Origin of the sequence: Mesoflavibacter zeaxanthinifaciens DSM 18436 (assembly GCF_000422365.1) — a bacterium.
Taxonomy (GTDB): domain Bacteria; phylum Bacteroidota; class Bacteroidia; order Flavobacteriales; family Flavobacteriaceae; genus Mesoflavibacter; species Mesoflavibacter zeaxanthinifaciens.
The window spans coordinates 119,745-135,511 of sequence record NZ_AULQ01000005.1 but is presented as its reverse complement, the minus strand read 5'-3'; the positions used below and the strand labels follow the sequence as shown (position 1 = coordinate 135,511).

Here is a 15,767-nt window from a genome sequence, read left to right as displayed (position 1 = left end):
AAAGCAGACTAACTAGTCTGCTTTTTTTATGCTTTTAAATAAAATTTTTAAACTTTCTGAATCAATTTCGTTGATTTTTTGTAGTTCTTCAGTTGTGCCATGTTCTATAAATTCATCTTTAATTCCTTTTGTTATAAAGTTGTTTTTATAGTTGTGCTTTGCAGCAAACTCTAAAATAGCACTGCCAAATCCACCAGAAACAGTTCCGTCTTCAATAGTAATAATTGTGTGATGTTTTTTTAATATTGAATGAAGTAAAGCCTCATCTAATGGTTTTACAAAGCGCATATCGTAATGAGAAAAAGTTTCAGGGTTTTCAATACTGTTAAGTGCTTCAGTAACATTTTTTGAAATCGTTCCAATAGATAACACAGCAACTTCTTTACCTTCTTTTAATTGTTCGCCTTTACCAATTTCAATTTTAGAAAATGGTTGTTTCCAATCTATTGTAATTCCTCTACCTCTTGGATATCTTATGGCAATTGGATGATTTAGTCCTAATTGAGCAGTGTAAAGCATGTTACGTAATTCAACCTCATTTCTTGGTGCAAAAATGATCAAGTTTGGGATACAACGTAAATAGGCTAAATCAAAAACACCATGATGGGTCGCGCCATCTTGTCCCACTAATCCTGCACGATCCAAACAAAAAATAACAGGTAAGTTTTGTGTAGCAACATCATGTATAACTTGATCATATGCGCGTTGCATAAATGTCGAATAAATATTACAAAACGGAATTAACCCTTGTGTAGCCATTCCTGCAGCCAAAGTAACTGCATGCTGCTCGGCAATACCAACATCAAAAGCTCGGTCAGGAAACGCTTCCATCATATATTTTAAAGAGCTTCCGGTTGGCATAGCTGGTGTGATGCCAACAATTTTTTTGTTCGTTTTAGCTAATTCTACTATAGTATATCCAAAAACATCTTGATATTTTGGTGGTTGAGGTTTAGTTTCAGTTTTTGCAATAAGCTCGCCAGATTTTGCATCAAATTGTCCTGGAGCGTGGTATTTTACTTGGTCAGCTTCGGCTTGTTTAAGACCTTTTCCTTTGGTGGTAATAACGTGAAGAAACTTTGGTCCTTTAACAGATTTTAACCGCTCAAGTTCGTTAACTAAAGCTGGTAAATCATGACCGTCAATTGGTCCTGAATAGTCAAAATTTAAAGCTTCAAAAATATTATCTTGTTTTTGTGTGCCTTTTTTAACGTTGGTTAAATACTGTTTTAAAGCGCCAACACTTGGATCAATTCCAATTGCGTTATCGTTTAAAATAACTAGCAAATTAGCTTTACTTACACCAGCATGATTTAAACCTTCAAACGCCATACCACTAGCTATAGAAGCATCTCCAATTACTGCAATATGTTGTGTGTTTAAATCGCCTTTTATTCTTGAAGCAATTGCCATACCTAATGCTGCCGAAATAGACGTAGAGGAATGCCCGACACCAAATGCATCATAATCACTTTCTTTACGCTTAGGAAATCCAGAAATACCATTTAATTGTCTGTTGGTTTCAAAAATATCACGTCTTCCGGTTAAAATTTTGTGTCCGTAAGCTTGATGACCAACATCCCAAATTAATTGGTCTTTTGGTGTGTTAAAAACATAATGCAAAGCAATAGTAAGTTCTATTACGCCTAAGCTAGCGCCAAGATGGCCTTCTTTTGTGGCAACAATATTTATGATAAATTCACGCAATTCTTTAGCTAAAAGTAATAGCTGTTCTTGATTTAAGGTTTTTAAATCGTCTGGCGAATTTATATGTTGAAGTATTTTGCTCATTATACTACAAATGTAGTATCTTAAATTGTATTTTTACGCTTATGATACAACCTTTTGATGATACTTATTTTATGAAAAAAGCCTTGCAAGAAGCGCAAGAGGCTTTTGATAAAGGTGAAATTCCTGTTGGAGCTGTAATTGTAATTAAAGATCGCATTATCGCTAGAGCACATAATCTTACAGAGCGTTTAAATGATGTAACGGCGCATGCCGAAATGCAAGCCATTACTGCTGCTGCTAATTTTTTAGGTGGAAAATATTTAAAAGATTGTACGTTGTATGTAACTTTAGAGCCTTGCCAAATGTGTGCTGGTGCATTGTATTGGAGTCAGATTAGTAGAATTGTTTATGCAGCTAGAGATGAACAACGCGGATGTATTAATTTAAACACCAAATTGCATCCTAAAACTAAAATTGAAGGTGGAATTTTAGCTGAAGAAGCTTCTGCTTTAATGAAACGGTTTTTTGTAGAAAAACGAAATCTTAACTAATGGTCTTTATGTTGGCTGGAATGTGCGTTAGCGATTGAACAATTGTTGGAGCACATCTTTGATTGCGACTTGTGAAAGCGCGACCCGATAGGGTAACGCTAAAATTATAATTTACGTTTATCGCCTTCTTTGTCTCGCATCTCTTGAAGTTTTTCTTTGGTAAGCATGTAATCTTCAACTTTTTTGTTTTTCCAACGGTGATAAGAAAACAACGGAATAACCACAAAAAATAAGCCTAAAACGCCAAAACCAATTAACTTTTGGTTGTCTACATTGTCTAATGCATAACCGCAAATTATTGATGCTAAACTGGCTATAAAAGCTAATAAAATTAAGTATTTCATTGAGGTGATTTTAAGATTTTGTAAAGTTAATTAATTGGCGTCTGTATGCTGTTAATAATTTAGATTTTGAGACAAAACCAATGTATTTATGGTCTTTAACGACAGGTAAATTCCACGCATTAGAGTTTTGAAATTTAGTCATTACATCTTTCATAGAATCGTTTTTATAATCGATAATATCTGGCGCATTGTGCATTAAATCTTCTACAAAAGTGGTGTCGTATAAGGCTTGATTAAACATGATTTCTCTAACATCATCCAATAAAATTATTCCGACCAAAGTCTTATCTTTTTTAATAACAGGAAATAAATTTCGGGTAGATTTTGCAACGCCTTTATGTAGCATTTCGCCTAAAGTCATTTTAGGATTTAGCGCTATAAAATTAGTTTCTATTACACTATCTAAAGTCATTAAAGTTAATACGCTTTGGTCTTTATCATGTGTTAAAAGTTCGCCTTTTAAAGCAAGTTCGCGAGTATAAATGGTATAATCAAACGCATTTTTTTTGATAATAAACGACATGGATACAGCAATCATTAAAGGAATAAATAATTCGTAACCGCCAGTAATTTCGGCAATTAAGAAAATGGCAGTTAAAGGCGCATGTAATACACCTGCAATTAGTCCTGCCATACCAATTAAGGTAAAGTTGGTTTCTGACACGTAAAATCCTAAACCAAGGTTATTAATGACTTTAGCAACCACATTACCTAAAGCGCTTCCCATAACCATAGTTGGAATAAAAATTCCTCCTGCTCCGCCAGCAGCAAAAGTTGTGGTCATCGCAATAGCTTTAAAAATAGTAATACCAAAAAGTAAGGCAATTACTACCCAAATATTATCTTTAAAAGCATCAAAAGGTGTTGTGCCAAGCGCACTTAAATGATCGCCAGCAAGTAGGCTGTTTATAAATCCAAAACCTTCACCATAAAGTGGCGGAATTAAAAATAACATACCACCAATAGCCAATCCACCAACTATTAATTTTAAGAGTTTGGTTTTAAAACGCTCAAAAAATTGAAGAATAAAAAAGTACATTTTAGTGAAATAAATAGATGCAAATCCAGTACCTATACCTAAAACCACATAAAATAAAGTATCTTTTATTTGAAACTTGTCCGAAAAATTAAAGTTGAACAGTAAATCGTCTCCTAAAAAGAAGTAAGATGTTAATACAGACGAAACCGAAGCAATTAATAACGGTAATAATGAAGCAAAAGTTAAATCTAAACTAAACACTTCTACCGCAAAAATAATTGCTGCAATTGGTGATTTAAATATTGAAGAAATTGCTCCTGCAGCAGCACAACCAATTAATAACGTTCTTGTTTGTTGATTAACATGAAATAGTCGTCCTAAATTAGAACTTATTGCAGATCCAGAAGCTATTGCTGGTCCAAGTAATCCAACAGATCCACCAAAACCAACCGTTAAAGGTGCAGTTATTAATGGAATATAAATTTTAGACCGATCTATTAATCCGCTTCTTTTTGATAGTTTAAATAGAATTGAAGGAATAGCATGTTCTATATTTTTCTTTGAAATGTATTTGACAAACAGATACACTAAAAACAATCCTATAACCGGTAAAATAAAGTAAACTTGGTTTTTAGAAAAGACTGCTAAATTGTCTAAAGCACCTTCTATGGTAAAGGTGATGTTTCTTAACGTTACTGCAGCAAGTCCTGCTAATAATCCAACTAAACCACTTAAAATATAAGTAAAAGTTTTTTCGGAGATGTGCTTTAATCTCCATATAAAAAAACGTTTTAAAAGCGATTGTTTAGGCATACTTAAAGTTAATCAAAAAATCCTGCAAAGGTTGCAGGATTTTTTTTGATTTATGAATTAAGTTTTAAACTTAAATTAAGTTCGTCTAATTGTTCATCATCAATTGGTGCAGGCGCATCTATCATGACATCTCTACCAGCATTGTTTTTAGGGAATGCAATAAAATCTCTAATGGTTTCTTGTCCGCCTAAAATTGCCACTAATCTATCTAATCCAAATGCAAGTCCGCCATGTGGTGGCGCACCATATTCAAAAGCATCCATTAAGAAACCAAATTGTGCTTTAGCTTCTTCTTCGCTAAAACCTAAATGTTTAAGCATGATGGCTTGAGTTTCTTTATCATGAATTCTAATTGATCCACCACCAATTTCGTTTCCGTTTAATACTAAGTCGTAAGCATTAGCTTTAACGTCTCCTGGTTTAGTATCTAATAATTCTATTTGACCTGGTTTTGGAGATGTAAATGGATGGTGCATTGCGTGGTAATGACCAGTTTCTTCATCAAGCTCTAATAATGGGAAATCGATTACCCAAAGTGGCGCAAATTCGTTTGGTTTACGTAATCCTAAACGTTCTGCCATTTCCATACGTAAAGCACTAAGTTGTGCGCGTACTTTGTTTGTGTCTCCTGAAAGGATACAAATTAAATCGCCAGCTTTAGCGCCAGTTTTTTCTGCCCATTTTGCAAGATCGTCCTGATCGTAAAATTTATCTACTGAAGATTTGTAAGTACCGTCTTCGTTACATTTTACATAAACCATACCTAAAGCGCCAACTTGTGGGCGCTTAACCCAGTCTATAAGTTTGTCTATCTCTTTACGAGTATATGATGCAGCATCAGGTACTGCGATACCAACAACTAATTCGGCATTATTAAATACACCAAAATCTTTGTGTTGTGCAACATCGTTAAGCTCTCCAAACTGCATACCAAATCTAATGTCTGGTTTGTCGTTTCCGTAAAGGCGCATAGCATCGTCATAAAGCATACGTGGGAATTTTTCAACTTCAACACCATTTACTTCTTTTAACAAATGACGTGTTAAATCTTCAAAAACATTTAATATGTCTTCTTGCTCTACAAACGCCATTTCGCAATCTATTTGCGTAAATTCTGGTTGTCTATCTGCACGTAGATCTTCGTCTCTAAAACATTTTACAATCTGAAAATATTTATCCATGCCACCAACCATAAGCAGTTGCTTAAAGGTTTGTGGTGATTGCGGAAGCGCATAAAACTGTCCTTCATTCATTCTACTTGGTACTACAAAATCTCGTGCACCTTCTGGTGTAGATTTGATTAAATAAGGTGTTTCTACTTCTATAAATCCTTGGTTTGATAAAAAATTTCTAACCTCTTGTGTGACTTTAGATCTAAAAATCAAGTTGTTTTTTACGGGATTACGTCTAATATCGATGTAACGATATTTCATGCGTAACTCTTCGCCACCATCAGTTTCATCTTCTATAGTAAAAGGTGGTAATTTAGATTCGTTAAGAATGGTTAATTCTTTTACTAAAACTTCGATATCACCTGTTGGTATATTTTTGTTTTTAGATTCACGTTCGATTACGGTTCCTTCAACTTGAATCACAAACTCACGACCTAACTTTTGTGCTTGTTCCATGATGGATTTAGGCGTACGTTCTTCATCAAAAATAAGTTGAGTAATTCCGTAACGATCACGTAAATCTACCCAAATCATAAATCCTTTATCTCTAGATTTTTGTACCCAACCAGAAAGGGTAACGTCTGTATTTATATGTGATGCTCTTAACTCACCACAGCTATGACTTCTATACATAATTATGTTTTAGTAGGTGCAAATTTAAGCAATAAAAAAACCGAAGCAAGTGCTTCGGCTTTTTTATTTAGAAGTGATTAAGGGATATTAAATGTCTTCTGCGATTACTTCTGTTTTATTAGAAGAGAATTTATTTCTAATCCACATTTTTAATTTCATTGTTAAGAAGAATAATACCGGAACAACAATTAATGTTAAGAATGTTGCAACAAACAATCCATAAATTACTGTCCAAGCTAATGGTCCCCAAAATACAACGTTGTCTCCTCCCATATAGATGTTTGGATCAAACTCGCTAAACAATGTAAAGAAGTTAATGTTTAAACCTATAGCTAATGGTATTAATCCTAAAATTGTTGTAATAGCGGTCAATAATACAGGTCTTAAACGTGCTTTACCAGCTTTTACTATGCTTTCAAAAAGATCGTCGTTGCTTAAATATTCGTTGTCGTCTAAGTCTAATTCGTTTTTCTTTCTATCTATTAAAAGTTGTGCGTAATCTAATAGTACAACACCATTATTTACCACAATTCCGGCAAGCGAAATGATACCAACCATTGTCATCATAATTACGAATGCTTTACCAGTTATAACTAATCCGCCAAATACACCAATAAAACTTAGGAAAATAGCTAACATTATAATAGCTGGTTTTGAAACCGAATTAAATTGGAAAATTAAGATGAAAAAGATTAATCCAAGTCCTGTAAAAAATGCACCCATTAAAAATGCCATTTGCTTGTTTTGCTCTTCGATTTGACCAGTATAATCTATTTTGATGTTTTCTGGTAAACCTTCAAAGCTTTTCATTTCGTTTTGAATTTTTGTTACAATTGCGCCAGCATCTGTATAACCTGGTGCTAATGCAGAATATACAGTTACAACACGTTTAGTGTCTTTATGTTTAATGGCACTAAACCCTGAATTGTTTTCGTAAGAGGCAACTGCAGAAACAGGAACGTTTACTATTTGTCCAGTTGTATTTCTAAATGTGATATTTTGATTAAATAACGCACTTGTATTGTATCTGTTATCTTCGTTAAAACGAACATAAATATCATAATCGTCTCCACCTTCTTTATAAATCCCAGCTTTAGAACCGAAGATTGAGTTACGTAATTGTTGCCCAACTTGCGCAGAGCTTATTCCTAATTCTCCAGCTTTCTCACGGTCTACAATAACTTGCATTGATGGTTTATCTTTATTTACATCAATTTTAAGCTCGTCAATACCAGCAATGTTTCTTGAGTTAATAAACTCACGCATTTTTTCGGCTGTAGCAATTAACTCGTTATAATCTTCACCTTCAATTTCAATATTAATAGGAGCACCAGCAGGCGGACCATTCTGGTCTTTTTCTACAGAAATTAATACACCTGGATAAATACCAACAAGCGCTTCTTGTACTTTTTGTCTTAAAAGCTCACTATCTTCACCACGACGGTATTTATACTCGCGCATAGACGCGGTAATCTTGGCTTTATGAGGCATTTCGGCAGCAGATCCACCATCGGTTTGTGGGTTACCAGCACCTTCGCCAACTTGAGAAACTGCACTTTCTACCATAAAGTTATAGTCGCCATCTTTATATTGATTGTTGTCTAAAACTTTGTAGACGCGTTGCTCAATTTCTTTGGTAATAGCGTTTGTTTTTTCTATTGCAGTTCCTTGTGGATATTCTATATAGACAATAATTTGATTAGGTTTATTGTCTGGGAAAAATTCAACTTTGGTACGTTGCTTAAATAATGAAAAACCAAAAGCTACAAAGGATAAAATAAGTAATGCAAATGTACCTAAACTTAGTAGGTATGGTTTTTTACCTGATAAAGCCCAGCGTAATTGTTTTTCGTACCAACGCTCTAACTTAACTAATGTTTTATTTTGAAAGTTGTTTGCCCAACCACGTAACACTAATCTGTAAACCCATAACATTATTGCGGTAAATACCATAAGTGTACCTAAACCACGATAGCTACCGCCAACTATTAAGACTAAAATTCCTATAACAGCCATGATTACTGTTGTACGAATAATTTTATTTAATGGCATGTCTTTATCTTCTGTACTCATAAATTGAGATACTAATACTGAGTTGAAAAATATAGCTACAAACAGCGATGATCCTAACACTACTGAAAGTGTGATAGGTAAAATCATCATAAATTCTCCCATAATACCTGGCCATAAACCAAGCGGTACGAATGCAGCAACAGTTGTTAGTGTAGAGATAATAATAGGGAAAGCAATTTCTCCAATTCCTTTTTTGGCAGCTTGCATACGCGTCATGCCTTCTTCATCCATTAAACGGTAGACGTTTTCTACAACAACAATACCGTTATCTACTAGCATACCAAGCCCCATAATTAGTCCAAAAAGTACCATGGTATTAAGACTTTGTCCTAATAATTCTAAAATCATTAAAGACATAAACATAGACATTGGTATAGCAAAACCAACAAATATGGCGTTTTTAAATCCTAAGAAGAACATTAAAACGGTAACTACTAAAAGAACACCAAAAATAATGTTGTTTACAAGGTCATCTACCTGACCAATGGTTACAGAAGATTGGTCGTTTGCTATGGTAACAGTTAAATCTTGAGGAAATACATTGTCTTTTGCATTTTTTACAATGACTTGAATTTGCTCTGCAGCAGCAACCATGTTTTTACCAGCACGTTTTTTAACGTCTAACATTACTACTGGATGACCAAATTCTCTTGCAAAGGTTGTTTTGTCTTCTTCTTTAAAAGATACTTCAGCGATATCTTTTAGGTAGATAGCGTTTCCGTTTTCAGATTTTACAACAAAATTTTCTAATTGAGCAGGATCTTCTATTTCTCCTAAAATACGAATGGTACGTCTTTGTCCGCTTGCTTTTAAATTACCAGCAGACATAGTAACATTACCATTATTTATAGCGCCTATAATATCGTTAAAAGTAACTTGAGCAGCCATCATTTTGTAAATGTCTACAGCGACTTCAACTTCTTTTTCTTGTGCACCACGAATGTCTACTTTTTTGATTTCTAAAAGGTCTTCAATTTCATCTTGAAGATATTCGCCATAATCTTTAAGTTTTTCAATCGGATAATCACCAGAAATGTTAATGTTAAGAATTGGCATTTCTTCAGAAAGACTTAACTCGAACACATCAGGTTCTACTTTTGCACCATTAAAAGTTGGCCAATCCTCGCCAGAAGTTTTGGTGTCAATTTCGTCTTTTACCTTTTGTTTTGCTTGTTCTACAGTTATGTTTTCGTCAAATTCTACCATTAACATTCCGTAATCTTCTTGAGAAGTAGATGTGATTTCGACAACGTTGCTAACTGTTTTAAGCTCGTCTTCTAATGGATCTACGATAAGTTTTTCTATGTCTTCTGCTGTGTTACCAGGGAACACAGCGCTTACGTATATTTTAGTCTCGTTAACTTCTGGGAAGTTTTCTCTTGGCATACTGAAAAAAGCAGATACACCTAAGTAAAATATGACCAGAATAAGTACATACATTGTGGTTTTATTGTTAATTGCCCACGATGATAGTGCAAACTCTTTGTCTACTTTTTTATTTTTTTTCTTTTTAGTCATTGGTTGATTTTTTAGTATTTAATGACTTTAACTGTTTGTCCGTCTTTTACGCTACGAGCACCTTCTTTAATAATTTCGGTACCGTTTTTAATGCCTTCAAGCACTTCTATAACATCGCCTTGTGTTTTACCAGTTTTGATGATTACTTTAGTAGCAATACCTTCTCCGTTTTTATTTTTATCTTTAATAGTATAAAGGTATTGCTCTCCTTCTGCATTTTCAGATATAATGCTTAGTGGCACTAGTAAAGCTTCTTTGTTGGTATAATCGTTAATTTTTAATTTGGCAGTTAAGTTTGGTTTAATGTCTTTGTCTTTATTAGGAACAGGAACTTCAATTTTAAATGTTCTGTTAGCTGGGTTTATATAATCTCCGGCTTGTCTAATTTTGGTGTCAACAGTTTTGTTAATTACAGGAATTGAGACTGTAACATCTTTACCTTTGGTTACATCTGTTATGTAACTTTCTGGTACATCTGTTTCTATGTACATATCATTTAGATTAACAATACGCATAAGCGGTGTTTGTCCTGCAGCAACAACGCTTCCTTGTTCTGTAATTACATCATCTATAGTTCCTGAAAAAGGAGCTTTTACACTAGTTTTTGAGACTTGTTGTTGTAGTTGATTAACAGCTTCTTGTTGCGCTTCGTAATTTGATTTTGATTGTAAGTATTGTATCTCGCTACCAATGTTTTGATCCCAAAGACGTTTTTGACGCTCAAAAGTTGTACGCGCTAAATCTGCTTGAATTTTTAATTGTGCTAATTGTTGGCTTAATCCGCCATCATCAATTTTTGCTAATAATTGTCCTTTGCTAACTTTTTGGCCTTCTTTAACGTATACATTTGTTAGTATGCCATTAAATTCTGGTGTAATAACTAATAGGTTTTTTGTGGTTACGTTACCTTGAATTTCTAATTGGTGATTAAAAACTTCAGTTTTGGCTGTAATTGTAGTAATTAATGGTACTTTTTTTACAGTGTCTATTTTTGCAATAGCTTCATCTAACTGTTTGATTTTTGCATGTATTTCTTCTTGATTTTCTACAAGCTCTGCGCGTTTAGCTCTAATGGTTTCTAGATTATTAGTTTCTAAAACACTTTGTACGGTATTTTTCTTTTTATCACCGCCACAAGCTACTAATAATAGTGATGTAAGGATTATTAATTGTATATGTTTCATTGTTTTAAGAGTTTAGTATTTGGTTGTTGTGTTGGTTAATGTTTCTAATTCTGCTTTTGTGTTAATTACGTCTAACATAGCTTGTAAAAATTCTTGTTGTGCTGTGTATAGTTGTGTTTGTGCTTGTCTTAGTTCAAAACTAGAGCCAACACCTTCAAAAAATTTGGTCTGATTTTTATTTTCGATTCTCTCGGCAAGATTAAGATTTTGCTTTTTGTTTTCGTATTCTTCTGTAGCAAGAATAAAATCACTTTTAGCAGCTTCAATTTGTAATTTTAATTGTTGCTCGGTTTCATCTAGATTTATTTGAGCTTTTTCTAAGTTAATTTTTGCGCGTTGTGTTGCTGCACTACGCATACCAGAACTAAAAATTGGGATGTTTAATGAAGCGCCAAATGTAGCTGTGCCAATCCATTTTTGTTGATCTGATAAGAATTTAAACTCGTTATTATTCCCAATATATGCACCGCTTAAAAAGGCACTTAAAGTTGGTAGTGCTTTACTTTTTTCAAGTTTTAACAGTAATTCTTTAGAGGTTTTATCGTTGGCAGCTATCTTATAATCAATTGTGTTTTTTACATCTGCATCTTCTATACCGTCTTGAAGTATGTTTTTTACAGTTAGACTTTCTAAGTCGTCGGTTAAAATTATAGGAGCATTATAGTCTAGACCTATAGTTATACTTAACATTTGATAGGCTAGGTTTTTTAATCTTTTAGTATTGTTTAAGTTACTTTGCACACTAGATAATGTGATTTGTAATTGCTCTACACTTTCTTCTTCTTCTAATCCGTTTTCGTAGATTTTAGTGGTTTCATCTAAATTTTTCTGAAGAATTTTAATGTTATTCTCTAAAATTGAAACACTTTCTTCAGCCATTAATACGTTTCCGTAGGCATTAATTACTGCTTTTCTAACTTCTAAATCTGTTTTTTCTTTAGAGTTTTTAGAAATTTCTAAATAGACTTTTGCAGATTGTAATCCAACTAAATAAGAACCATCAAATAGTAACTGACTTAATGTTGCAGAAGCGTTGACAGAGTTTTTTGCTCCAAAATCTGGGATACCATCTTGGTTGAAATCTACAGATTCAAACTGTTGTTTGATTAGGTTTTGGTAATCAACAGCAGCGTTAATTTGTGGTAATCCTGTTGCGGTAGTTTCCCATTTTTGTTTTTTTGCTGCTTCGATATCTAAAGTAGCATTTTTAGCTTGCCTGTTATTTTCTAAAGCAAAATCTATAGCTTCTTGTAAGCTAAAATTTTGTGGTGTCTCTTGGGCAATCCCAAAGTAAGACACTGTGATTATTAGTAATTTGAATAATGATTTCATTTATATTCTTTTGGTAGTTTTTAAGATTGATCTATTTCTGTTAGTTCTTTTAAAATATCTAAGCCTTTTGATGTACAAATTCCACGAACGTGATATTCTAAATAATTATCCATTAACATGTTCATTGAGAAATTTTGTAAAGGAAATAATTCTCTATCCTTTAAAGACATCATACTATTAAAGTATAGTCTAGATATAAATTGAATGTTGATGCTTTTTCTATATAATCCTAATTCCACACCACGATTTAAATTATTTACAACACAATCTTGCATTAAGTAATATTGCTTTTGCTTTAATGATTCAAAAATTTTTGGATAATACTTTTGAAGTTGATGTTGAGGTGAAGATTTTTCATCTTTCAAATGTTCCATTATAAAACGTTTGATTTCATAAATTTCTTCAATAGGGTTTTTTTCTAAAGAACAAATACAATTAATGCCTTTAGATATCATATCAAACATATGCAATGTTGTAGCTTCTACTAGCTTTGTTTTGTTATCAAAATGTTGATATATGGTTTTTTTTGAAATACCTAAAGCATTGGCTATATCATCCATTGTTACGCTTTTAAACCCGTAGGTTAAAAATAAATCTGCTGATTTGTCTAAAATATTCTCTCTCATAATCTGGGCAAATGTACGTCAGGAAACTTTAAAAACAAAAAAAGTTTCCAAAGTTTTAATGATTTTTTAACATGCGATTATTTTAGTTTAATATATGTAATTGCTTTATTTTTGCAGGATGCAAAATATCTCTAATTATCAAAAAGCGTTTATGGCGTATTTACAGCAATACGCAAAGCCAAAACAGCCAGAAAACTTATACAATCCTATAAATTATATTCTAGAATTAGGCGGAAAAAGATTGAGGCCAGTACTAACTTTAATGACTGCCGAAATTTTTGATGCGAACCATAAAGATGCTTTTGATGCAGCATTAAGTGTAGAGATTTTTCATAATTTTTCATTAGTGCATGATGATATTATGGATGATGCACCATTACGTCGCGGACAACAAACTGTACATGAAAAATGGGATATAAATACAGGTATTTTGTCAGGAGATGCAATGCTAATTATGGCTTATCAATTATTTGAGAATTATGAGTCTAAAACGTTTCAAGCATTGGCTAAATTATTTAGTAAAACAGCCTTAGAGGTTTGTGAAGGACAACAATACGACGTAGATTTTGAAACAAGAGATGATGTTACTATCTCGGAATACTTAAAAATGATTGAGTATAAAACAGCGGTGCTAGTTGGTGCAGCTATGAAGATGGGAGCTATTGTTGCAAAAACGTCTGAAGAAAATAAAGAAAGCATCTATCAATTTGGAAGATTGTTAGGTATAGCTTTTCAGCTTCAAGATGATTATTTAGATGCATTTGGCGATCCAAAAACGTTTGGAAAGCAAATAGGAGGAGATATTATTGAAAATAAAAAAACATATCTGTATTTAAAAGCATTAGAGTATTTGGATGCAGATAAAAAAAGGCAATTAGAGCAATTATATTCGGTTCAATTAGAAGATAACAAAGATAAAATAGAAACTGTAAAACAGTTTTTTGTAGAAAGTGGATCTGCAAAAGCAACTCAAAATGCTATAGAAGAATATACAAATAAAGCATTTAAGATTTTAGATGACTTAACTATCTCTGAAGAAAAAAAGCAGTTATTAAAAGATTTTGGAATGGGATTAATGACAAGAAAAGTCTAATGAAATTACCAGCAACATTTGAATACTTAATTGAAGACGCCACAAAATTAAATTTGTATAAAAAATTAGTCTCTCAACTAAATAAAGATTTTTTATACGCTAATATAGATTTAGATTTTGATGAGGATATCTTACCAACTAGTTTGAAGTTGTTGTTGCAGGATACGGTATATAGATTAATACAAGAAAAATTTACAGAATATCTTAATTTGCTATATATAATTGATGTGCCAGAACATCAAATTAAAGCTTTAGATGGTAACGATGTTTTGCAGTTAAGTGAAAACGTTTCATTTTTAATTCTAAAACGAGAATGGCAAAAAGTATGGTTTAGACACCAATATTCTTAATTTAAGATAGTTTTGTCTTAATTAGTTTTTATATCTTTGTAATAAATTATTAATAAATGTTTTCAAAAGCTTGCGAATACGGAATTAGAGCCTCAATTTTTATTGCTAAAAACTCTTATGAAGGGCAACGTGTAAGTCCTAAGGAGATTTCTGAAGAAATTAATTCTCCTCAAGCATTTACTGCAAAAATACTTCAAGCTTTAGTTAGAAACCATATTATAAAATCTGTAAGAGGCGCACATGGTGGTTTTGAAATTGATAAAGATGAAATACCATTAATTAAATTATCTCAAATTGTTAAAGCTATCGATGGAGATGCTGTCTACAGTGGATGTGGCTTAGGTTTAAGTGCCTGCGACGAAAATCATCCTTGTCCTGTGCACGATAAATTTAAAGATATTAGAAATGGTTTGAAACAGATGTTAGAAACTACTAATTTAGAAGAATTAGCTATGGATATTAAGTTAGGTTCTTCGTTTTTAAAAACTTAAAATTACAATATAAAAAAGGATCGATTTCAACTTACAATTATTAGATTGAAATCGAGTTTCAATAAAAAAAATTTAAATATAAATAAGACAAATTTATCCGAAATAAATAATAAATCATGGAAGTATTACAAAAAAACATCGAAAAAGAAATAGGACAGTACGTTGCAGACGATTTTAGAACTGCAGCTATTTTTTCTAAATACAAAATAGATTTTTGTTGCAATGGTAATAGAACAGTTGCCGAAGCTTGCAAGAAAAAAGGTATTGATGAAGCTGCAATTATAGCAGAACTTAATAACGTTTTAAATGCCAAAACAGGCGAAAGTATAGACTATAACTCTTGGCCATTAGACTTGTTGGCAGAATATATAGAGAAAAAACACCACAGATATGTAGAAGAAAAAATACCTGTGTTACTTCAGTTTTTAAACAAATTATGTCGTGTGCATGGCGAACGTCATCCAGAATTATTTAAAATAAACGAGTTGTTTACAGCATCTGCAGGCGAGTTAGCCTCACACATGAAGAAGGAAGAACTAATCCTTTTCCCTTTTGTAAAGAGAATGGTTAATGCTAAATTAAAAAATGAAGCAATCCAATCACCACAATTTGGCACTGTAGAAAACCCAATTGCTATGATGAAGGAAGAACACGATAATGAAGGACAACGTTTTAGAGACATTGCAGAATTAACGGACAATTACAATCCGCCAGCTGATGCTTGCAACACGTATAAAGTTACCTTTGCTATGTTAGAGGAATTTGAAAAAGACTTGCATTTACATATTCATTTAGAAAATAACATTCTGTTTCCTAAAGCTATAGCGTTAGAAACACAATTTGATTGATAGCGATCCCTTATCTACTTTTTTTAACC

13 protein-coding genes are annotated in these 15,767 nt (G+C 32.7%); 5 read left to right on the top strand and 8 right to left on the bottom strand.

The window, feature by feature from the left end:
- Positions 1-12: 12 nt before the first annotated feature.
- Positions 13-1,791 (bottom strand): 1-deoxy-D-xylulose-5-phosphate synthase, encoded by a 1,779-nt coding sequence (gene dxs / locus H574_RS0105120; protein ID WP_036227117.1) that lies wholly within the window; start codon positions 1,789-1,791, stop codon positions 13-15.
- A 41-nt stretch (positions 1,792-1,832) separates the two neighbouring features.
- On the opposite strand from dxs, the gene H574_RS0105115 reads away from it, so the two are divergent.
- Positions 1,833-2,282: a nucleoside deaminase gene (locus tag H574_RS0105115; RefSeq protein WP_027879532.1), complete on the top strand. Its 450-nt coding sequence runs from the start codon at positions 1,833-1,835 to the stop codon at positions 2,280-2,282.
- Positions 2,283-2,386: 104 nt separating this feature from the next.
- Here H574_RS0105115 and H574_RS0105110 read toward each other — a convergent pair whose 3' ends face one another.
- The 7 genes from H574_RS0105110 to H574_RS0105075 form a co-directional block, all read right to left on the bottom strand.
- Positions 2,387-2,626 (bottom strand): hypothetical protein, encoded by a 240-nt coding sequence (locus H574_RS0105110; RefSeq protein ID WP_027879531.1) that lies wholly within the window; start codon positions 2,624-2,626, stop codon positions 2,387-2,389.
- 10 nt (positions 2,627-2,636) lie between these two features.
- Positions 2,637-4,418, bottom strand: a complete 1,782-nt coding sequence (locus tag H574_RS0105105) for a chloride channel protein (RefSeq protein WP_027879530.1) — start codon at positions 4,416-4,418, stop codon at positions 2,637-2,639.
- Positions 4,419-4,468: 50 nt separating this feature from the next.
- On the bottom strand, positions 4,469-6,223 hold the full coding sequence (gene aspS / locus H574_RS0105100; RefSeq protein ID WP_027879529.1) for an aspartate--tRNA ligase: 1,755 nt from the start codon (positions 6,221-6,223) through the stop codon (positions 4,469-4,471).
- An 87-nt stretch (positions 6,224-6,310) separates the two neighbouring features.
- Entirely contained in the window at positions 6,311-9,814 is a 3,504-nt protein-coding gene (locus tag H574_RS0105090; RefSeq protein ID WP_027879528.1) for an efflux RND transporter permease subunit, read from the bottom strand.
- An 11-nt stretch (positions 9,815-9,825) separates the two neighbouring features.
- Positions 9,826-10,998 (bottom strand): efflux RND transporter periplasmic adaptor subunit, encoded by a 1,173-nt coding sequence (locus H574_RS0105085; RefSeq protein WP_027879527.1) that lies wholly within the window; start codon positions 10,996-10,998, stop codon positions 9,826-9,828.
- 12 nt (positions 10,999-11,010) lie between these two features.
- Positions 11,011-12,330 carry a TolC family protein gene (locus tag H574_RS0105080; RefSeq protein ID WP_027879526.1) on the bottom strand — a complete coding sequence of 440 codons (1,320 nt, stop codon included), beginning with the start codon at positions 12,328-12,330 and terminating at the stop codon, positions 11,011-11,013.
- 20 nt (positions 12,331-12,350) lie between these two features.
- Positions 12,351-12,956, bottom strand: coding sequence for a TetR/AcrR family transcriptional regulator (locus H574_RS0105075; RefSeq protein ID WP_027879525.1), 606 nt, complete (start codon positions 12,954-12,956; stop codon positions 12,351-12,353).
- Positions 12,957-13,074: 118 nt separating this feature from the next.
- On the opposite strand from H574_RS0105075, the gene H574_RS0105070 reads away from it, so the two are divergent.
- The 4 genes from H574_RS0105070 (at position 13,075) to ric (ending at position 15,738) form a co-directional block, all read left to right on the top strand.
- Positions 13,075-14,049 carry a polyprenyl synthetase family protein gene (locus H574_RS0105070; RefSeq protein ID WP_027879524.1) on the top strand — a complete coding sequence of 325 codons (975 nt, stop codon included), beginning with the start codon at positions 13,075-13,077 and terminating at the stop codon, positions 14,047-14,049.
- Complete coding sequence (locus tag H574_RS0105065; RefSeq protein WP_027879523.1) at positions 14,049-14,399, top strand: hypothetical protein; 351 nt, start codon at positions 14,049-14,051, stop codon at positions 14,397-14,399. The genes H574_RS0105070 and H574_RS0105065 overlap by 1 nt, the downstream gene beginning before the upstream one ends.
- Positions 14,400-14,455: 56 nt before the next feature.
- Positions 14,456-14,890 (top strand): RrF2 family transcriptional regulator, encoded by a 435-nt coding sequence (locus H574_RS0105060; protein ID WP_027879522.1) that lies wholly within the window; start codon positions 14,456-14,458, stop codon positions 14,888-14,890.
- Between the two features lie 116 nt (positions 14,891-15,006).
- Positions 15,007-15,738, top strand: a complete 732-nt coding sequence (gene ric / locus H574_RS0105055) for an iron-sulfur cluster repair di-iron protein (protein ID WP_027879521.1) — start codon at positions 15,007-15,009, stop codon at positions 15,736-15,738.
- The last annotated feature ends 29 nt before the right edge of the window (positions 15,739-15,767 follow it).